The organism is Mycoplasmopsis bovigenitalium (assembly GCF_900660525.1).
GTDB lineage: Bacteria > Bacillota_I > Bacilli_A > Mycoplasmatales > Metamycoplasmataceae > Mycoplasmopsis > Mycoplasmopsis bovigenitalium.
The window spans coordinates 116,630-137,569 of record NZ_LR214970.1; the positions used below are offsets into that span (position 1 = coordinate 116,630).

General features: G+C 29.7%; 21 protein-coding genes and 2 tRNA genes. 6 read left to right on the forward strand and 17 right to left on the reverse strand.

What is annotated here, in order from left to right; translation table 4 throughout:
- Positions 1 to 136: 136 nt before the first annotated feature.
- Positions 137 to 289 carry a 50S ribosomal protein L33 gene (gene rpmG, locus EXC34_RS00540; protein WP_004420482.1) on the reverse strand — a complete coding sequence of 51 codons (153 nt, stop codon included), beginning with the start codon at positions 287 to 289 and terminating at the stop codon, positions 137 to 139.
- 172 nt (positions 290 to 461) lie between these two features.
- Here rpmG and ftsY point away from each other — a divergent pair, with 172 nt between their 5' ends.
- The 3 genes from ftsY (at position 462) to EXC34_RS00555 (ending at position 2,538) form a co-directional block, all read left to right on the forward strand.
- Positions 462 to 1,505, forward strand: coding sequence for a signal recognition particle-docking protein FtsY (gene ftsY / locus EXC34_RS00545; RefSeq protein WP_129687463.1), 1,044 nt, complete (start codon positions 462 to 464; stop codon positions 1,503 to 1,505).
- Positions 1,498 to 1,728 carry a sigma factor-like helix-turn-helix DNA-binding protein gene (locus EXC34_RS00550; protein ID WP_129687464.1) on the forward strand — a complete coding sequence of 77 codons (231 nt, stop codon included), beginning with the start codon at positions 1,498 to 1,500 and terminating at the stop codon, positions 1,726 to 1,728. The genes ftsY and EXC34_RS00550 overlap by 8 nt, the downstream gene beginning before the upstream one ends.
- An 81-nt stretch (positions 1,729 to 1,809) precedes the next feature.
- Positions 1,810 to 2,538, forward strand: a complete 729-nt coding sequence (locus EXC34_RS00555) for a DUF402 domain-containing protein (RefSeq protein WP_246003938.1) — start codon at positions 1,810 to 1,812, stop codon at positions 2,536 to 2,538.
- Between the two features lie 54 nt (positions 2,539 to 2,592).
- Here EXC34_RS00555 and EXC34_RS00560 read toward each other — a convergent pair whose 3' ends face one another.
- From EXC34_RS00560 to dnaX, 7 genes are all read right to left on the reverse strand, one after another.
- On the reverse strand, positions 2,593 to 4,242 hold the full coding sequence (locus tag EXC34_RS00560; RefSeq protein ID WP_129687465.1) for an MBL fold metallo-hydrolase RNA specificity domain-containing protein: 1,650 nt from the start codon (positions 4,240 to 4,242) through the stop codon (positions 2,593 to 2,595).
- Positions 4,243 to 4,313: 71 nt separating this feature from the next.
- Positions 4,314 to 5,036 carry a 16S rRNA (cytidine(1402)-2'-O)-methyltransferase gene (rsmI, locus tag EXC34_RS00565; protein ID WP_129687466.1) on the reverse strand — a complete coding sequence of 241 codons (723 nt, stop codon included), beginning with the start codon at positions 5,034 to 5,036 and terminating at the stop codon, positions 4,314 to 4,316.
- The gene (locus EXC34_RS00570; protein WP_129687467.1) at positions 5,029 to 5,943 is read right to left on the reverse strand and encodes a hypothetical protein; all 915 of its coding nucleotides are present in this window, start codon (positions 5,941 to 5,943) and stop codon (positions 5,029 to 5,031) included. The genes rsmI and EXC34_RS00570 overlap by 8 nt, the downstream gene beginning before the upstream one ends.
- On the reverse strand, positions 5,930 to 6,601 hold the full coding sequence (gene tmk / locus EXC34_RS00575; protein ID WP_129687468.1) for a dTMP kinase: 672 nt from the start codon (positions 6,599 to 6,601) through the stop codon (positions 5,930 to 5,932). The genes EXC34_RS00570 and tmk overlap by 14 nt, the downstream gene beginning before the upstream one ends.
- Before the next feature lie 2 nt (positions 6,602 to 6,603).
- A complete protein-coding gene (locus EXC34_RS00580) occupies positions 6,604 to 7,197 on the reverse strand; it encodes a toprim domain-containing protein (protein WP_129687469.1) in 594 nt (197 codons plus the stop codon).
- Entirely contained in the window at positions 7,197 to 7,487 is a 291-nt protein-coding gene (locus tag EXC34_RS00585; RefSeq protein ID WP_129687470.1) for a YbaB/EbfC family nucleoid-associated protein, read from the reverse strand. The genes EXC34_RS00580 and EXC34_RS00585 overlap by 1 nt, the downstream gene beginning before the upstream one ends.
- A gap of 9 nt (positions 7,488 to 7,496) precedes the next feature.
- On the reverse strand, positions 7,497 to 9,332 hold the full coding sequence (dnaX, locus tag EXC34_RS00590) for a DNA polymerase III subunit gamma/tau (RefSeq protein WP_165001203.1): 1,836 nt from the start codon (positions 9,330 to 9,332) through the stop codon (positions 7,497 to 7,499).
- 191 nt (positions 9,333 to 9,523) lie between these two features.
- Between dnaX and gpmI the strand changes: the two genes are divergently transcribed.
- The 3 genes from gpmI (at position 9,524) to secA (ending at position 14,503) form a co-directional block, all read left to right on the forward strand.
- Complete coding sequence (gene gpmI / locus EXC34_RS00595; RefSeq protein WP_129687472.1) at positions 9,524 to 11,014, forward strand: 2,3-bisphosphoglycerate-independent phosphoglycerate mutase; 1,491 nt, start codon at positions 9,524 to 9,526, stop codon at positions 11,012 to 11,014.
- A complete protein-coding gene (locus tag EXC34_RS00600; protein ID WP_129687473.1) occupies positions 11,015 to 11,896 on the forward strand; it encodes a Cof-type HAD-IIB family hydrolase in 882 nt (293 codons plus the stop codon).
- A 63-nt stretch (positions 11,897 to 11,959) separates the two neighbouring features.
- Positions 11,960 to 14,503 (forward strand): preprotein translocase subunit SecA, encoded by a 2,544-nt coding sequence (gene secA, locus EXC34_RS00605; RefSeq protein WP_129687474.1) that lies wholly within the window; start codon positions 11,960 to 11,962, stop codon positions 14,501 to 14,503.
- A gap of 21 nt (positions 14,504 to 14,524) precedes the next feature.
- On the opposite strand, the gene EXC34_RS00610 is transcribed toward secA, so the two are convergent.
- The 9 genes from EXC34_RS00610 to rplM form a co-directional block, all read right to left on the reverse strand.
- Entirely contained in the window at positions 14,525 to 17,221 is a 2,697-nt protein-coding gene (locus EXC34_RS00610) for a cation-translocating P-type ATPase (protein ID WP_129687475.1), read from the reverse strand.
- 71 nt (positions 17,222 to 17,292) lie between these two features.
- A tRNA-Ser gene (locus EXC34_RS00615) sits at positions 17,293 to 17,383 on the reverse strand.
- A 171-nt stretch (positions 17,384 to 17,554) separates the two neighbouring features.
- Positions 17,555 to 18,103 (reverse strand): NUDIX domain-containing protein, encoded by a 549-nt coding sequence (locus tag EXC34_RS00620; protein WP_129687476.1) that lies wholly within the window; start codon positions 18,101 to 18,103, stop codon positions 17,555 to 17,557.
- A gap of 57 nt (positions 18,104 to 18,160) precedes the next feature.
- Positions 18,161 to 18,667 (reverse strand): hypothetical protein, encoded by a 507-nt coding sequence (locus EXC34_RS00625; RefSeq protein WP_129687477.1) that lies wholly within the window; start codon positions 18,665 to 18,667, stop codon positions 18,161 to 18,163.
- Positions 18,667 to 19,557, reverse strand: coding sequence for a UTP--glucose-1-phosphate uridylyltransferase (locus EXC34_RS00630; protein ID WP_129687478.1), 891 nt, complete (start codon positions 19,555 to 19,557; stop codon positions 18,667 to 18,669). Before EXC34_RS00630 ends, EXC34_RS00625 begins: the two co-directional genes overlap by 1 nt.
- The gene (locus EXC34_RS00635; RefSeq protein WP_129687479.1) at positions 19,550 to 19,891 is read right to left on the reverse strand and encodes a cupin domain-containing protein; all 342 of its coding nucleotides are present in this window, start codon (positions 19,889 to 19,891) and stop codon (positions 19,550 to 19,552) included. The genes EXC34_RS00630 and EXC34_RS00635 overlap by 8 nt, the downstream gene beginning before the upstream one ends.
- 72 nt (positions 19,892 to 19,963) lie before the next feature.
- Positions 19,964 to 20,040: transfer RNA gene (locus EXC34_RS00640), tRNA-Ile, on the reverse strand.
- Positions 20,041 to 20,098: 58 nt separating this feature from the next.
- Positions 20,099 to 20,500: a 30S ribosomal protein S9 gene (gene rpsI, locus EXC34_RS00645; RefSeq protein WP_004420430.1), complete on the reverse strand. Its 402-nt coding sequence runs from the start codon at positions 20,498 to 20,500 to the stop codon at positions 20,099 to 20,101.
- Position 20,501: 1 nt separating this feature from the next.
- Positions 20,502 to 20,936: a 50S ribosomal protein L13 gene (rplM, locus tag EXC34_RS00650; RefSeq protein ID WP_004420427.1), complete on the reverse strand. Its 435-nt coding sequence runs from the start codon at positions 20,934 to 20,936 to the stop codon at positions 20,502 to 20,504.
- Positions 20,937 to 20,940 lie beyond the last annotated feature (4 nt).

Consider the following 20,940-nt stretch of genomic DNA (forward strand, 5'->3'; position numbering starts at 1 on the left):
GTTAATATAGTTGAAGTTAATAAAAAAAGTCAAGTGCCATATTGCACTTGACTCGTTATTTTTAAATAATAATTTTTGTTGTGTGTATTTTTATAAAAGTGTGTCATAAAAAAGACCACACCAATATTTATTGATATTATTTTTTCTCTTTGTGCGCAGTGTGCTTGTTGCATTTACCACAATATTTATTTAATTCTACTTTTTCAGGATGGTTTTTTTTATTTTTCTTGCTAATGTAGTTTTCCATCTTGCAATCAGTACATTGAAATGTAAATCCTTCTCTTGCCATTTTTCTCCTTATCTTAATTAAAAATTAAAAATATCATTAAAATCTTTTTAATTATACGATAAAGCAAATTTATTCGCAATATTTTATAAATGAATTAGTTTTAAATTAAAACTTATGTTAATATCCGACTTGTTTTATATACAGTTTGGATAATTTAGAATAAAATTCAATTATGGGATTTTTTAAATTTTTAAAAGAAAAAATATTTAACAGAAAAAAAACAGTTGAAGAAAAACAAAAAGAGATAGACCAAAAGCAACTTAAAGAACTTGAAGAGTCAAAAAAACTTGATAAGTATACAATTGCTTTTGACAATGAATCTAGTTTAGGCCGTAAAATTTTAAATTTACAAAACAAACACAAACAAATAAATGAGGAATTTTTTGAAGAACTAGAAGAAATTTTAATTATGTCTGATATAAGTTCACAACTTGTTTATGCGATAATTACACACATTAAAAACGAGGTAAAGCTTAGAAATCTTAGTTTAACAAAAGATATTGGGGAACTTGCTGCCGATCAAATGTTTGTTATTTACACTAATAAAAGTATTGTTGACACAACATTAAATTATCAAGATGGCCGCCTAAATGTTTTTGTTTTTGTTGGCGTTAATGGCTCAGGAAAGACAACCTCAGTTGCTAAAATTGCTCATAAATACATGAAAATGGGCAAAAAAGTTCTTGTTGCGGCAGCTGATACCTTCAGAGCAGGCGCTGTAAGTCAACTAGATGTTTGAGCTTCTAGAGCTGGTGTTGATATTATCAAACCAGAAAAAGAAAATGCTGACCCAGCATCAGTGGTTTTTGACTCATTAAAAAAAGCAAAAGATGAAAATTATGATCTGCTTTTAATTGATACTGCCGGAAGATTGCAAAATAAAATAAACTTAATGAAAGAGCTTGAAAAAATTTATGGAATTATTAAAAGATTTCAAAATGATGCTCCTCATGAGTGTTTACTTGTTCTAGATGCAACAACTGGCCAAAATGGTGTAAGTCAGGCTAAACATTTTAAGGAAGTTGCTAGTCCAACTGGTATTATTTTAACTAAAATGGATGGAACAAGCAAAGGTGGAATTGTTCTTTCAATAAAAGATGAGTTTGATTTAAATGTTAAATACATTGGGCTTGGTGAGGGATTGGAAGATCTTCAAGAATTTGACCTTGAAAAATTTATTTATGCAATGACTAAGGATTTAATCAATAATGAGTAAAATCACTGAGTTAGATAAAAGAGAGCATTTAATTACTTTATTTGAAAAATATCAAAATTTTTTGACTCAAACTCAATCGCAAGCTTTTCAACTTTATTTTTTGGAGGATATGAGTTATCAAGAAATTGCAAACTTAACTGCAACAACTCGAACTGCCGCATATGATAGTGTTAAAAAAGCGATCAACAAGTTGGAAAGACTTGAGCAAAAAATGGTTCAATAATAAATCAATTGCATCTGAGCATTATCGGGTGCAATTTTTGTTTAAAATTCCCTTTAATTTTTCAATAAATTTACAATACTGATGGCATTTTATGGTAAATTTAACAAAAAAATAATTGATAATGCCATTCAACCTTATAATTTAATTATTGATAAAAAAATACGATTGTTCTTATCAATAATAATAGACGCTTATGCGTGGAAGGTATATATGCCAAAAAATAAAAATAAAGAGATAATGTTTCCTCTTTTAGGCGCAATCGTGAATGTTCAAGCATACAAATATAATGGATATTTGTATAGACAGTGAAATGGTGTAAAAGTCATTAGAAATACTGAAGACCATTTCGTTTTGTTTATGTATAAAACAAAAGTTGCTGAAACTGAAAAGACATCTTGAATGTACAGGGAACCAGTAATTTGGTTTATGCCTAAAAATGAAAATTTTAATGCATTAATTATGCTCAAGAAAAGACATAACTATATTTATATCAATTTAGCATCTAATCCAATTTATGAAGATAACACCATTAAGTTTATAGACTTTGACTTAGACATTAAATGTTATCCAAATAAACCTTTTACTGTTGTAGATCGCGATGAATTTTTAACTAATTCAGTTAAGTACCAATACCCTGATGAAGTTAAAAAAATGGTTTATGAAGCACTTGAAACAGTTGTTGAAAAGGAAAAAACAAATCAATATTTTTTCAAAAATAAATTAGTGAATTATTACATTGATATTATTAAAAATGATAATTCATTACCATATAATTTTAGAGAAAAAACTAAGAATTCAAGAGCTAAATAATTTACCAATCAATTCATTTCTAAATTGAAAACAAAAAAAGCCAGACGGCTTTTTTTAGTTTGTAATTAGAGAAACAATAATTAATGGTTCTTTATTAAATACTTTAAAAATTCTTTTTCTCAAAACTTGGCGAGTACGATTTTGAAAATCTTTTAGTCCTTCAAAAACTTCATCATCAAGCACTGAAGCAATAGTTCTTAAAATTAAGTTTTCCGCTTCTTTTTTATCATTTTTTGATAAAGAACCAACAATATTTATATGTACCTTTCCAGTAATCTTTTTAATAGTTGGATCAAAATTAGCTGTGATAATAATTACTCCATCACGCCCAAGAACCTCACGCTCAGCAATAACCTCAGTACTAATATCGCCGATTCCGTATCCATCAATTATCACATCCCCAATTTCCTTAATTTTGCCACTAGTGCTAGATAATTTGCCATCAATAAAATGAGCAATTTTACCATTTTGCAAAATTAAGCAATTTTCTTCTTTATAATTTGCTTCTTTTCTTATATATTTAGCAGCATCAGATAAATATCTATACAAACCTTGGACAGGGATAACGTATCCTGGACGCAATGTGTTAACTAAATTAATTAGGTCTTGTCGCGCTGGCCGGTGTCTATAAAATTCTTTGTTAGTTACATCAGCAATTTTTGGCGTTATTCTTGAAATATCATCAAGTGAAACAGCGGCAATACTTTCTAAACCCGCTACTGGGGGAGCAATCATAATTACATTATCAGTTGGTTTAAGTTTTAGAAAAACATCATTATTGTCAGTTATTCTTAAAAAACGAGAGTATAGTCTTTCAATTGAGCCAGTGACCAATATTACAGCATTATCAGTTTTATTGGCAAGGCGATAGTCAATTAATTCAGGGAATTCAACATCTCCGTGTTCTTGTCGCATTAGTGAGAATAATTGACCATATGTTTTACCATATGTTATTATTGGTCGATTCGTTTGCTTTGCTAAATCAAGTATTTGGTGTATTGAAACCATCTCTTCATCATAGGCACCAATAATGATTCTTTCATTTGCTTTAGCACTCATAAAAACATCTTTAATTGAAGCAGGCAGTTTAATTTTTTCTACTGCTCTACCAGAATAATTAGCCCTACCAGCATCAACAACAAGCGCAATTAATTTACGTTTTGTAAAACTTCTTTTTAGGTGTTCGAATTGTAGTTTTCCATAGATTCCCAAATCACCTTCGACAAAATTTGACATAAATAGAATATCACCATCTCTGGTTATAAAATTAAAACCTATGTGACCAGGCATTGAGCCTGCTAGTTCAATTGGTGAAATAAATATGTCTCCAAAATTTGTTGTTTTATTAATGACATTAACTTTGAAATCTTTATTTTGAATATTATATTTTGATATTCTATCCAAAATCATTACTTTATTGAATGAAGAAGTATAAATATTTAAATTCGGTATGTGCATTATTAATCAAGGCAGCGCAGAGAATGTTTCGTTTTTAACATCGCTTATAAAAATTCCAACGATTCTGTCTTTGTGTTTTTCAAGATAAGAAAAATCGGGGATCAATGTATCAACACCATTTTTTGAATTTATCGGTACTTTTGTTCCGGCATTAATTATGAATATTTTGTTGTTGAATTCTAGTACGTAACAATTTTTTCCGTTTTCATCAAGACCACCTAATGCAAAAAAGTTAATATTATTCATATTCCTCCAAATTATTAATAAAAAAATAACGATACATTTAGTATTGTTATTATACACACATAAATCAATATTTAATTATTGAATTTAGAAAATTTAGCATATTTATTTACTTTTGTGCGTTGACTTTCTTTGATTTTAATAACCACTGTAAACTCTCCTTTATTTGGGTCGTTTTTTAGTTGGTTTTTAATGTCAAAAATTGTTCCATAATATTGTGATTCGTGTATTTTAGTCAATTCTCTTGCTAAAAATAATTCACATTTTTCGCCTCAAATATTTTCGATATCATTCAAAAATAAATCGATTTTATGAGGCGAAATGTAAAAAATATGAGCGTTTTTGTCATCAAGGTTTGTTAATTGCTCTTTTCTTTGCCCGCTGCGCTCTTTTGGGAATCCATGAAAAACAAATGTTGATGATAAGCCAGATAAAGCAAAAGCACTGATTGCTGCATTAACCCCCGGTATAATCTCAATTTTAATATCATTTAATCTTGCTAATTTTATTAAATCAAAACCAGGATCTGAAATTAAAGGCATCCCAGCGTCGGAAACAAGTGCAATATTTAAATTTTCGGATTTCAATATATTTACAATGTATTCGGCAGATTTTGCCTCATTAATTTTTGAGTATGAAATAAGCTTTTTTTGAATGTTAAAATGATTTAGGAGTTTTTTAGTTACACGAGTATCTTCACAAGCTATTAAGTCACAATTTCGTAGGGTTTCAAGAGCTCTAAATGTTATATCGTTTAGATTGCCAATCGGTGTACCGACAATGAATAATTTACTCATAACACTCCAATAATTGAACAATTAGTGATTGAATTGCTAAAAAAACATTGGTATTATCATTCTTTTTAGCAAAATATTCGTTAATAAGTGTAAATGCGTCAGCGAATTTAAAATTTTTCTTTATTAAAGTATCAATTTTTTTATTCAAAATTTGGTTATATGAATTATTGCTTCAACTTAATGTGCACAAAAATTGAAACAGTTTTAAATAAAACTCAACTTCACTGTGTGTATCTTTTTTATTTAATGTTGCAAGAAACATTCCTAAAAGGTATTTATTTTTAAATGAATCAAGAAATAATGAGATAAATTGATTGATTTTTTCCAAGTTAAAAAGGTGTCTATTTTGCAAAATTTTTTGAATTGAGTCAGTAATCTCAATATAAAGTTTTGCTTCATTTTCTTCAATATTATTTTTTATTAATTTATCAATACTTATTGTTTTTTTATTAATGTTTATTTTTATTATGAATGCTCTAGATTTAATTGTTGGAAGTAAAGCTTTTTGATTTGTTGTAGTTAAAATAAAGATGGTGTTACTGTAGGGTTCTTCTATGGTTTTAAGAAGTGAATTAAGAGCTACATTTGACGCATACTCAATATTTTTAAATATTATTATTTGTTTATCTGTTGTGTTATTATTGGAAAATGAGCTTTTTTCAAATATTTCTATAATATGGCTTTTTGAGAGGTTTTTATCTGATTCTTTGATGCCATCGGCAATTATTACATTTGGAATTGTAATTTCATCGATATTTTTAAAGTTTGTGTTTAAAAATGAGTTAACCATATACAAAAGATTATCATCCAAATATTCATTGTTGTTAATATCAAGCAAGTAACAGTGACTTATTTTTCCCGATTGAATCGAATTATCAATAATTTTGGTTAAATTATTCGCTAACATTTATACCCTTATTTTTAAGAAAATTAATGAATTTTTGGTTTGAAAATAGTTGTTGTTTTAAGTCTGAAAATACTTCTTCTATGCTTTGGTTTGCATTTATAATTAAAAATCTTTTTGGGTCCTGATTTATTAAATCTAGATAGCCATTGTAAACTTTTCTATGAAAATTATCGCCTTCACAGTCCAATCTATCATGCTGCTCTATTAAACGTTCCTGATTCATGCGAGCCTTGCTTTGTTCAGGGGTGATATTAAAAAATACTGTTATATCTGGCATTAAACCATTGATAACTAAATTTGTCATTGCTTTTACGTAGTCTAGGCCTAGCCCTCGTGCATATCCTTGATATGCGTAGAAACTGTCTACATATCTGTCGCAAATAACTAATTTCTGTTCAGAAAGAGCTGGAATTACAACTCTATCAAGATGTATTCTTCTGCTTGCGGAATACAAAATAGCTTCAGCTTCGGGGCTAAGTATTGAATCTTTGTTCAAAATAATTTCCCTAATTTTTTCAGCCTCAACTAAGTGTTTTCCGCCTGGTTCGCGGGTTGTAATAAATTCAATTTCAGGGTAATTTTTATTCAAAAAATCAATTAATTTGTTTAATATTGTGGTTTTCCCGCTCGCGTCTGGACCTTCAAAAGTTATAAACATTATTACCCCTTATTATTTCTGTTGTTTATTGCTTGTTTTATTGTGAATGCATCTAAGTAGTCTAGGTTTGCACCCATTGGTATTCCAATGGCTGCACGACTGACTTTAATGTTCAAGTTTTGGATTAAATTCAGGAGTTTGGTTGTTGTTATTTCTCCCTCAAGGGATGGCGAAATAACAACAATTACTTCCTCGAATTGATGTTGTTTAATGTATTCAACAAGACCTGGATAATCATAGTTTTCTGATTCAAATTTATTTTTAAGCTTCATTAAATAAGGCAAAACATAATAGTGGCCATGAAATATACCTAAATCATCAATTTTGTTAAGGGTTGTAGGGCTTTCAACAATCATTAATGAATTGATTTTTAAAATGTCATCACAATTTAGACACTTTTCATTTTCCTTAATGAAATTGCAATTTTCACAGTATTTAATATTTTGACAGATATTATTCAATGAATTAATTACTTTTTTTGTTTCATCTTCACCTTGGTTGATAAAATATCAACTTATTTTTTCGGCTTGTTTTTTACTAATCCCAGGTATTTTTGAAAGAGTTTCAATTGTATCTTGAATAGTTTTTATTTTCATTAGAAGCCAAATCCGCCTGGCATTTGTGGCATTAGCTTTTCTTGTTCTTCATCGATTCTAGCGAATAATGAGTTAATTACAATTTTCATTAAGTCTGCTAATGTTTCAGGATCTTCTGGATCTAAAAGGTCTGTGTCCTTAATATTAATTGACTCAATTCTCTTACTTCCTTTAGCAATAACTTCCAGTCCATGTTTTTCTTCTTTGAATTCCATTTCCATAAACTCTTCAGTTTTTGCTTCAAGTTCTTTTTGTAATTTTTGCATTTTTCTTAGCATGTTTTGGTCCATTTTAATCTCCTAAATATTGGTTAAATCTTCAAATAATTTTGCTGTTGGTGACTGATTTTTATCAACATTTACATCATTAAATTTATATGTTTCAAAGCCGCCAGCATTGACTTTTTCAATAAATTTATTGCCAATTTCTTTATATCTTCTTAAATCACTAATGATGAATAAGTTTTTGTATTCACCTAAATATGTTTTCAATAATTCTTGGAAACTAAAATTAGTTTTAATTTTTTCAAGGTAATTTAGCTCAGGAAATATTGAAACTTTTGATGCACCTAAAACAATAAATTTTTCACCTGCTGCATAAACTTTAACGTTTTTAAGTGCTAAAACAATGTCTGAATATTTATCATCGTTGTTATTAAAAATAAATTCAAAAGCAGTTTCTACTCTAGATATTTCTTCTCTTGTTGACAAAGCGAAAGCATTCATCAACTCTGAGTCAGAATATGTTTCAGTAAAGGAATTAAATCCAGAGTAGCTATCGTCGAATTTTGGGAATAAAGAAGATTTTTTATTTTTTTGTTGTGTGTTGTCTTCTTCAAAATTAAATTCGGATGTCGAAATTAATGAATCTTCAGCATCAAAACCATCAAATGTCAATAAATCATCATTGATTGTCTGAGCATCGCCTAAATTGTCATTCAATTCGATCATGAATTCTTGGCTTTGCTCAAGAGCAATTTTAACTGTGTTAGTAGGAGTTTTTCTTGGTTTCATAACTTGAGTATCCTTTTTTGTATCATTTTCGATGGTTTTGGGTTCATTTAATTGTTTGGAATTTTGTTCGCTTGCAATTTTGAGTAATGATAATTCAATAAGTTGAAATTGAGAATCTGAATAAATCAAATCTTTGGCAAGTTTGTACAATTTATCAATTGTTTTTAATGCAAAATCATAATTAAATTGCAATAATTCAATGTCTTTTTGAGTTAATAATTCAATAAGATGAACATCTGACGTTCTATTTAAAATAACGAAATCTTTTAGAACTCCAATTAATCCGTCAATTAGATGTTTAGAATCAAGCCCAGCATTTTTTAGTTCATCAATAAGCAAAATAATATCTTTTACATTTCCAACATATAAATTATTAAGAATAGTTATTAAATTTTCATTTGCTGAAATTCCAAATGCATAAGATATGTCTTGAATTTTTATGTGTCCATTACCATATGCTAATGCTTGATCAGCAATTGACAATGCATCACGCATCCCTCCATTAGATAATCTAGCAATATAACCCAGAGAATCCTCATCATATGTAATATTTTCCGAATTTAAAACCTTTTGCAGCTGTTCAATAATTGTTTGAGTAGGTATTTTTCTAAAATTATATCTTTGAACACGAGAAAGAATTGTTAATGGAATTTTTTGAGGATCAGTTGTTGCAAGTATAAATATAACGTGTGCTGGGGGTTCCTCAAGAGTTTTAAGCAATGCATTGAAAGCACCCTTGCTAAGCATATGAACTTCATCAATTACATAAATTTTAAATTTGCCGTTTGCCGGCATATTTTGTATCTTTTCATTCAAACTTCTTATATCATCAACACCATTATTTGAAGCTGCATCCATTTCAATGATGTCAAAGTTTTTATCACTAATTTTTAAACATTGTTCACAAACAAATGTTAGTTCTAATCCATGGCCACAATTTAGTGTTGAGGCAAAAATTTTAGCTACTGATGTTTTACCAACGCCACGAGGGCCCGAAAATAGGTATGCGTGGCTAATTTTGTTGCTAAGTATAATGTTTTTTAATGTTTGAACAATGTGTTGTTGCCCAACAACTTCATCAAAATTTCTTGGTCGATATTTTCTATATAAAGCCTTATACACACCACCTCCACATATAATTAATATTATTATATTGATAATTAATTATTTATTTAATATTTAAAACAAATTTTCAAAATTACGTTATTTAGCTTGGAAATTTAAATATCTTTAAGCAATCAATATTTCATTGAAATATTATTAAAAAAAGTTAAAAAATATAAAATTAAAATATAAATTTCTGAAAGGATAATATGAAAAAAACAGTTTTAATTGTTATTGACGGATTAGGCCTTGGTAAAAAATATGAAGGTAACGCTTTTGAATTGGCAAAAACACCAACTTTTGACAAATTATTAAGCGATTATCCTAATTCAAAAATTCAAGCTTCTGGTCAATATGTAGGTCTTCCAGAGGGTCAAATGGGCAACTCTGAGGTGGGGCATTTAAATATCGGCGCCGGCAGAGTTGTTTACACAGGATTGAGTTTGATAAATCACTCAATAAAAACAGGTGATTTCAAGAAAAATCAAATATTTTTAGATGCAATAAAAAAAGTAAAAAATAATAAAAAAACACTTCATTTAGTAGGTTTATTGAGTGATGGGGGTGTGCATTCCCACCAAGATCATCTTTTTGAGTTGATTGAACTTGCAAATGAATCTGGTCTAAAAGATGTGTCAATACACGTAATAGGTGATGGTCGTGATGTTGCTCCTAAATCATTGATTAGTTCATTGGAAAAATTAAGTGATTTAACTAATAGATATGGTTACACAATTTCATCAATTGGTGGACGTTATTATGGAATGGATAGAGATAAAATGTTTGATCGTGTTCAATTACATTTTGATGCATTATTAGGAGAATCTAAAAACAAATTTTTTGACGTAATTCAATATATTAATGATTCATATGGTCAAAATGTAACAGATGAATTTATTGTTCCTGCAATAAATGAAAAAGGTAAGTTTATAACAAATAATGATTCAGTTATTTTCTTTAATTTTAGACCGGATAGAGCAAGACAACTTTCTCATTGTTTAATTGGCTCATCATTATTTGATTACAATCCAACAAATCGTGTTCAACTTGAAGATTTTATTTCTATGATGAAATATGAAGGAATTGAATCAAAAGTTGCAATAGAAGAGATGAAAGTTGAAAACCCAATTGGTGCTGTTATTAGTCAAAATAATTTAAAACAATTGAGATTAGCAGAAACACAAAAATATTCACATGTTACTTATTTTATGGATGGTGGTGTTGATGTTATTTATGAGAATTCAACAAGAATTATGGTTGATTCTTTGAAGGTTAAAACTTACGATTTAGCCCCAAAAATGAGTGCAAAAGAAATCACTGACAAGCTTATTGAACATGGGCTTAAAAATGATTTAACTATTATGAATTATGCAAACCCTGACATGGTTGGTCACACTGGCGTTTTAAATGCAACAATTGAAGCAATTGAATTTTTAGATTTTCAAATCAAAAGGGTTATAGATTGAGCGAGTGAAAATGATGTTACTGTATTTATTACAGCTGACCATGGAAATTCTGAAGTCATGATTGATAATAAAGGCGGCCCAGCCACAAAACATACAGACAATCCAGTAATGCTTGTTTCAACTGATAAAACTCTAAAACTTGAAGATGGTAAACTGGCAAATATAGCTCCAACTATTTTAAAATACATGGGAATTCAAATTCCAAAAGAAATGAATGAAGAACCTTTAATCTAGATGACTAAACAATTTAAAAGAATTATTTTTAGCGATATTGATGGTACTATTTATCCATTTTCTAATAGAGTGTTGAGCGATGAAACAAAAAAAAGTATTTTAGATTCGCACAATGATGGAATTGAATTTGTTTTAGCTACCGGGAACCCCGCTCTTCCAAAAATTAAAGATTTAGCCAATGAGTTGAAAACCAGATATATCATATGTTCAAATGGAGCGGAAATTTTAGATTTACAAGATGAAAAATACTTGTTTTATTCATTTATTGATGAAGATTCATTGACAAAAATTTTAAATATTTGCAACAAATATAATGCTGCAATTTATTGAAATTCTCTTGATAAATACGGTCTATTCAATGCTTCTAAATCAACCATTGATTTTTATATAGATTTTTATGATTTCAGAGATTGGGATTTTACCAATCATTCTATAAAACGTGTTTTAAAGTTAGAAATTTTAGACAATAACAATTCAATGGAACAGATTAAAAATGATATTGATGAATTAAATTTACCAATTGAAATGGTTAAATTATCAAGTCATATTGAAATTACAGCAAAACAGGTTTCAAAAGGAGATGCCGCACAATTTTTGTGTGAAAACATTTTTAATACCGATATAAAAAATACAATGGCAATTGGGGATAGTGAAAATGATTTATCAATGTTAAATATAGTTGGTTTTGGGTATGTAATGGATAATGCTCCGCAAAGTGTAAAAAGTAAATGTGTGCTTTTTGCTGCAGACGTTGAGCAAAATGGTCTAGGTGAATCTATAATTGACTATGTTTATCGCACAAAATCAATGTATGAAAAAGAAAAAGTAAGATTACAAGTTGAAAAATGAAATGACAAATTAAAAGCCAAAAACAGCCGCTAGTTTCTGTTTTGGCTTTTTAATATTAAATTTAATATTAATACATTTTTAATGTAAAATTGCATTATGAAGTTATTTGAATTTAAGTCTACTGAAATGCGTATAGCTGAAAAAACATTGAAAAAAATCAATGATTATGAAAAAATCATTCAAAAATTGTCTGATGATGATTTAAAAAATAAAACCTTGCAGTTTAAATCTCGTATTGCGAATGGTGAGAGTTTGGAATCAATGCGAGCTGAGGTTTTTGCTGTTTCAAGAGAAGCAACAAAAAGAGTGCTTGGCAAGCGTCCTTATGATGTGCAAATGCTTGGTGGCGTTTTACTTGATTTAGCATCGGTGGCTGAAATGAAAACTGGTGAAGGTAAAACAATTACATCAATCGCACCTGTTTATTTAAATGCTCTTGAAGGCAAAGGAGCTATTGTATCAACAGTAAACGAATATCTTTCTGAGCGTGATGCTATTGAAATGGGTGAAGTATTTAATTGACTTGGTTTAACTGTTGGAATTAATAAAGCACAAATGGATCCAGCTGAAAAACGAGCAGCTTACGCTGCTGACATCACCTATTCAGTGCACTCTGAACTAGGTTTTGATTATTTACGTGATAATATGGCTGAATCAGTTGGCGAAAAAGTTCAAAGAGGCTTAAATTTCTGTTTAATTGACGAAGCTGACTCAATTTTAATTGACGAAGCAAAAACTCCATTGATAATTTCTGGTGGTGAAGGTGAAGACACTAGTGAATACTTTATGGCTGATAGATTTGTTAGAACACTAGTTGAAGATGATTATGAAATTGACGAAGAATCAAAGGCAATTTCGTTGACTTATAGTGGTATTAAAAAAGCCAATGCATTTTTTGGTTTTGATAATTTGTACCATTTTGAAAATTCAGAAATGGTTCATAGAATTCAAAATTCACTTCGCGCCCACAAAGTTATGCGCGAAAATGTTGAATATATAGTTCGTGATGGCAAGATCGAGTTAGTTGATGCATTTACAGGCCGTATAATGGAAGGTAGAGCATATTCTGAAGGTTTACAACAAGCAATTCAAGCTTGTGCAGGTGTTGAAATTGAAAGTGAAACAAAAACACTGGCAACAATTACTTACCAAAACTTCTTCCGTATGTTTACTAAATTATGTGGTATGACAGGTACTGCAAAAACTGAAGAACAAGAATTCATTGACATTTACAACATGCGTGTAAATGTAGTTCCAACCAATAGACCAGTTATTCGTAAAGATTTAGAAGACTCAATTTTCGCAACCGCAAAAGGAAAATGAGAAGCAGTTACTGAAAAAATTAAAGAATTATATGAAAAAGGCCAACCAGTTTTAGTTGGTACTGCACAAATTGAAGATTCAGAAATTTTGCATTACTTTTTATCACAAGCAATGATTCCACACACAGTATTGAATGCTAAACAAAATGCATCAGAAGCAGAAATAATTGCTAACGCAGGTCAAGTTAAATCAGTTACAATTGCTACAAACATGGCTGGGCGTGGTACAGACATTAAATTGTCACAAGAAGCAAAAGAATTAGGTGGTTTATATGTCATTGGTACCGATCGAGCTGAGTCTCGCCGTATTGATAATCAGCTGCGTGGACGTAGTGGGCGTCAAGGGGATCCTGGAGTTTCTAAATTTTATGTTTCATTAGATGATCAATTAATGCGTCGTTTCTCTAATTATGAAGAATTTAAAGAGCAATTTGCTGATAAAGGTGATAGCGAAATTACTTCAAAATCGCTTGTAAAAGGATTTGTTGAAGCACAGAAAAAAATTGAAGGCTTCAACTACGATTCACGTAAAAGTGTGCTTCATTACGATGATGTGATTAGACAGCAACGTGACTTGTTTTATGCACAACGTGACTTGATTCTTGTTCATGACGACTTAGGCTTTATTATTGAAAGAATGTTGAAAAATGCTGTAAATACAATTGTTCATAATCCAATGTTTTTGAATAAAACTGGCACATTTATTTATGAAAAACTATTTTCTTATTTAAATGATGAATTTTTGGGAAAAGGTGTTAGAGATAAATTTGAATTAGAGTCGCTTTCTAAAATTCATGAAAATGACATGCAAGATTTCTTAAATAATGAATTATTAAATAAGTATAAAAAATGAAGACAAATTTACAATGAAAAAACAGCAGAAAATATGGTTCAATATTGCGAAAAGCAAATAGTTTTAAGTGTTTCTGATAGATATTGACAAAACCATATTAATGTGATGGATAAATTGCGTTCAAATGTTAATTTAGTTCAATATTCACAAAAAAACCCTTATCAAGTTTATACAGAAGAAGGTACTAAAAAGTTTAATCAAATGCTTGCAAATATTGCTACTGATGTTTGCCGGGCAATATTCAACGATAGAAATGGGGCGCAATCTCTAATTTCAAGCGAAATGGAGAATGACCCTCTTTTCCAAGCTATTAAAAGTACAGTTTATCTTGATGAAAATGTTGAAGATTCGCAACGCGAACAAATTTGAATTGATTTGTATAAACAAGCTAAAGAAGGTTATGCAAATAATGATGTTGCAAATGTAGAATTTGCTGCTGACATTTTAGAACAAAATAATTATTAATAAAAAAGCAAAACTTAATGACTAGCTTTGCTTTTTTTTCAATATATTTCCAATTCATTTGGTAAATTTTAGCGCTTCATTGGCAACAACTAAAATTAGTCCTAATGATAATGATGATACAATTAGTTTTCAATGTTTGGTTATGTCGGTCATCCGAAATACTTGAGCTATTTGGGGTACAAGTGAAACAATCAAAATTGTGCTACCAGAGAATATAATTGCTGCTCATACTAATCAATATTTTTTAATTGATGAGATAAAAATTGATTTTTCAGACATAAAGTTGATTGTGTTTATTCCGCATGCTAAACCAAGAGTTATAAAGCCACATGTTGAAGCTGTTTGTGCAAATTCTAAGTTATTTGCAATGGCATATTCGGCTCCAATTGTGTATGAAATTAATGTTGCAAGACTTAATAAAAGTGATTGCCAAATCAGTGTTATACCCATTCCTCTTGCAAAAATTGATTCTTTTTTATTGAATGGATTTCTATTCATAACGTCTTTGTCACTATTTACAAATCCAAGTGCAATCGCAGGTAAACCATGAGACACTAAGTTAATTCACAATAATTGACTTGCGCCAAAAATGTAAAATTGTTCGTATTTTCCTTTGTATGCAAAGAAAAATACAATCATTCCAAGCATCATCACAATAATTTCAACAAGAGATGAAACAAGTAAATTCATAATTATTGTTTTGATTTTATCAAATGTTGAACGGCCATTTTTAACTGCACTAACAATAGTATTAAAATTATCGTCAACTAAAATCAAATCAGCTGCTTGTTTAGAAACATCAGTTCCAGTTATACCCATAGCACAACCAATATCAGAAACTTTTAAAGCAGGCGCATCATTTACACCATCGCCAGTCATTGCAACAACTTTTTCATGAGATTGTCAAGCTTTAACAATTCTTAGTTTGTCTTCTGGGTTAACTCTTGCATAAACTGAAATTTTGGTAACTTTTTCAGCAAGTTCTTTTTCACTCATTTGTGCAAGTTGGCTACCAGTTATGCATAAATCACCATCGTTATAAATACCTAATTGACTTGCAATTGCTTTAGCGGTTACAATATGGTCGCCAGTAATCATAACTGTTTTGATTCCTGCGTTTTTAGCGGCTAAAACACTTTCTTTTACATTTGCTCTAGGAGGGTCAACAAGTGCAATTAAACCTACAAATTCAAAGTCATTCTCGTCGTTAAAATTAATATTTTCTGAGTTAATTTCTTTAACCGCTACGGCAATAACTCTGTAAGATTTCTCGGACCAACTATTATTAATTGATAGAACTTTTTCCTTGTCAATGTTGTTTGATTTTTCAATGATAATATCTGGAGCGCCCTTGGTTATCATGAATTTTTTGTTGTTATTTTGGACAAGAACTGAGTGCATTTTTCTGTCACTGTCAAATGGCAATGAAGTTATAATTTTGAATTCGTTTTTCAATGATTCTTTTGTTATTTGATTATCAAAAGCATAACGCAACATTCCTGTTTCAGTTGGATCACCAACTTCTTCAAATTCGCCTTTTTCTTTATTAAAATGAATAAATGCGTCATTGCATAGTGTTACAAATGTTGTTATTTTTTCAAAATTTTGCTTATTATTTTTAACTGTAAATATTGAGTTTGTTTGAAAGTCATACAAGTCAATAACCTTCATTTTATTTTCTGTAAGCGTACCAGTTTTATCGGTACAAATAATTGAGGTTGAACCTAATGTTTCGACTGCAAGTAAATTTTTGACTAAAGCTTTTTCTTTTGTTAAGTTTTTTACCCCAACTGTCAGCAAGACAGTTGTAAAGGTTAGCAGACCTTCTGGAATTGCAGCTACTGCTAAACTAATAGCTGTAACAGTTGCTTGTGTATAGACATCAGGTCTATTTCACCCAGCACTAATATTATTTAATAATATTTGTGTTATCAAGCTAACAAATAATAAGACTACTCCGCTGATTCCGAATCATTTACTTAATTTGTTCAGTTTGTATTGAAGTGGAGTTGTTGTTGCTCCTTGTTTTTGAATTAATTCATTTATTTTACCAATTTCGGTATTAACCCCTGTCGCAACAACAATTGCTAATGCTTTCCCATTAGTTACATATGTACTTGAGTATAGTAAATGTTTATTTTCAGCTAATATTGCATTGTCAGTGGCATCTCAGTTTTCAATTTTGTTAATTGCTAAGTTTTCACCAGTTAATGAAGATTCAACAACCATTAAATTAGTTGCGTCAATAATTCTGCAATCGGCATTTATTGTGTCTCCTGCGGCTAAAAGAATTAAATCACCAGGAACAAGCTCTGTTGATTTGATTTTTTGGATTCTACCATCGCGCATTACACTAGTAAATGACTCATTCATTTTTTCAAGCGCCCTTACAGCACGGTCAGATTTTACTTCTTGATAAGCGCCAAGCATTGAATTTAAAATAATTACTAAAACAATGATAAATGGCTCAATGTACCCGATTAAAATATCTATTCCTTTTTTTTCACCACTAACGTGTTCATAAATTGCTAATCCCAATGAAATTGAAGCACCAATAATTAACAAAATAATCATCGGATCAATAAATTGTTTAAAAAAGGCAACAACAGGATTTACTTTTTTATTTCTCATTAGTGTGTTAAGTCCATGTTTTTGTTTTAATTCATCAACTTGTTTGCTTGATAAGCCCTTATAATTTAAAGCTTCACTTTTAGTCATATTACCTCCATTATTTGTTAATAAATTTTAATAAATATGTGAATAACTTATAAAAATTAAAATAAAAAAAATGGCGGAACAGAGAAGATTTGAACTTCCGCGGGTGTTGCCACCCCTACAGTCTTAGCAGGACCGCCTCTTCAGCCACTTGAGTACTGTTCCGTTTTTTTGCTTTTCTATTATATATTAAAATTTATTAATTTTAAATAAATAGATTATTTGTTGTCGGCAATCAAAAAACAGTTATGTAGAAAATAAATTCGATTATTTCATTGAAAAATCATTGAAATTTTAATAATTTTTCTTGAAATTTTAGATAAATATATTCATTAATTATATTTTTACGTGATTTTTTTTAATAAATAATAAATATAGTGTGTGAAGTGAACTAAGAGTGAATTGATTTTCTAAAATATTCTCTAATTCTTGTCTTGAAACCCACTTGTTGTATGCAACTTTTTCGAATATCGAACCATCCGTTGTGGGTTCATTTTCATTTAATCCACTTACATCAACCAAGAAATTAAACACCTTTTCATTCATTTGTGTGGTAGCGATATTTTTTACCATTTGTTTTATATTTGACTCATTTATGTAAAATCCAGCTTCTTCTTTTACTTCATTTATGCAACAATCTATAGGACTTTGTTTTTCTTCAATACTGCCTGTGATAGGACATGCATATGATTCATCTCAATATTTCTTTTCTTTAATTTCCGGCAAGGGCTGATAATGTATTAAAAATTCAAGATTTTCACCATTTTTTCTGAATAATAATGCTGCAATAGAATCAATGCTTTTTCTTTGACAATATGTAAATCCTTTATCTGATTTGAAAACCGAAATTCATTCATTAGAGAATAGTTTTGTTGCTTTATTCATAGTTAAATTTTACAACAAAAAATAGGAACATTTGTTCCTATAATTTGGTTACAATAATTAAAAGAAACGACTTTTAATTTTGTTAATTAGTGTAGTTATTTTTTCAAGGTTGTTTGATTTTATTAACTCATCAATATCAGAAATATATTTATTAATTTCTTGTTTTTCTTCCTCAGATTGAGTTGGATTAATTCTTTTTGATAGATTTTCTTTAGCATTTGATAAATATATTTTTTTATTGGCTAAATCTAATTTTGGTTGAAATTCCAAAACAGCTTTGACTAATTTATCTGTAGCGGTTTTGATTTCGTCGGATTTAACATCTTTTTTTGATGCAACCGATTTTGTTTCGTTGATAATTGGTATTAGTTTTTCTGATTCAGTCTTCAATTCACTATTTTGTGAATGCTTTTCTGAATTAGCATTTTTATACATTTGTTCTGCATTGAATATTAGTTCATCAAGATATTTTTGCTCGTTTGTTTTTTTGCTACATCCCGCTGATAATACAAGTGGTGAAAGTGAAACTAATGCACTTACTGAAAATAATAATTTTTTATTCATTATCTCTCCTTAATAATATTTTTAATGTAATTTAAGGTTTTATTACCGATTTCATCGTTATCTAATGCATAATCAATCGTAGCCTCAACAAAACCTTCTATTGAACCCAAGTCATATCTTTTGCCTTCAAATTCTACTGCATAAATTTTTTGTTGATATTCATTCATTAGTTTATCAAAAGCATCTACAACTTGAATTTCATTTTTACCATCATATTCAATTTTCGAAAGAATTTGTAAAATTTCAGGATTGAAAACATAACGTCCTAAAATAGCTTTTTTGCTTGGTGCGTCTTTTAATTCTGGTTTTTCTACTGCTCCAATAATTTCAAATTCTTTATTGTTTCTTTCGTCTGTGTTTTTAGGATTTACAATACCATATTTGTGAACATTTTCATCAGAAACACTTTGAACACCAAGAATATTTTGTCCTGTTTTGTTGTAAAAATCAATAAGTTGTTTTGTAGCTGGAATTTCTGACTTGATTAAGTCGTCACCTAAAATTATTGCGAATGGTTCGTCACCGATTATGTCTTTAGCTTGTGCCAAAGCATGACCTAAACCGTTTTGTTCTTTTTGGTAAATAAATTTTATGTTTGCTATTCTGTTGGTTTTTTGTACTTTTTCAAGTAGCTTAATTTTATTTTTTGACTTAAGCTCATCTTCTAGAGCATCATTAACTTCAAAAAGCTTGATAATGTCTTTTTTTCTTTCACTAATTATTAAAATTATTTCATTAATGCCTGAATCTAGTGCTTCATCAACAAGTAAATCAAGAGATGGTCTATTTAAAATTGGAACTAACTCTTTGTGCACTATTTTAGTCATAGGTAGAAATCTTGTGCCTCAACCTGCTGCTGGTATTATTAATTTTTTAACTTGTTTAATCATTATTTTCCTCCAAATGAATTGCAATTCAAATTGAATCAGTGCTTGTATTTAAAACTTTATGGCGTTGATTTGAATTTATCCTTAAACAATCGCCCTGCTTTAGGTTATATATTTTATTATTGCTATCTAATATTTTTGCTTCACCTTTTATCAAAAACGCTAACTCAATATTGTTTTCTTCTAGCCAATTTGTTGAGGCATTTTTTGAGTAAATAATTTCAACACGATTTTTACCAGAATCAATTATTTTATGAGTATATTCTTCACCATTATTGATATTTAGGGTTTGTAACAATTCTATGAAATTACATTCAATATTTATATTAGATTTCATAGTTTTAATTATAAATTATTTATCATATAGAAATAAAAAATAAGCTTACGCTTATTGGTCAATTTAATGAAATGGTGCGAACGAATGGACTTGAACCATCGACCTCACGATTATCAGTCGTGTGCTCTAACCAGCTGAGCTACGCTCGCATATATGTTGCGGCAATATTATACCGCAACTTTTTAATTTTGATATAAAAAAATAAAATTAACGTTTTGAGAATTGACGTGAACGACGAGCTTTACGAAGACCAGGTTTTTTACGTTCTTTAACACGTGCATCACGAGTTAACATTCCCGCTGGTTTTAATTTAGCTCTGTATGAGTCACTTGCAAGTAATAATGCACGAGAAATTCCTAAACGAATTGCTCCGGCTTGGCCACTTAGTCCACCACCACGAACATTAACTGTAATGTCAAATGTTCCTTTTGTGTCAGTTAAAACTAGTGGTTGTTCAGCATCTTGAATAAATAAGTCAGAAGCTAAATATTCTCTTGCGTCACGACGGTTGATAACAAATTTACCTTTTCCAGGTCTTAAGATAACACGAGCTGTAGAACTTTTACGACGTCCTAAACCACGATATTCAATAACATTTTTAGTAGCCATATTATTTTACCTCTAGACTTTCTGGTTGTTGTGCAGCGTGCTTGTGTTCTGGGCCTGCATAAACAAATAGGTTTTTAATTTGTTTGTTACCTAATTTTGTATGAGGTAACATACCGGCAACTGCTTTTTGAACTAATGCAGTTGGTTTTTTAACTCTTAATTTTCCGGCAGTAATACTTTTTAGCCCACCTGGGTAACCTGAGTGGTGGTAGTAAATTTTATCTTCTTCTTTATTTGCTGTAAGTACAACTTTTTCAGCATTTATAACAATTACATAATCACCCATGTCAGCATTAGGGGTAAATGTTGGTTTGTTTTTTCCTCTTAGAATTGATGCCACTGTAGCAGCTAGACGACCTAAAACTTGTCCTTCTGCATCAACAACGTATCATTTTTTGTTTGCGTTTTCTCTATTAACAATAGTTGTTTGTCTCATTGTT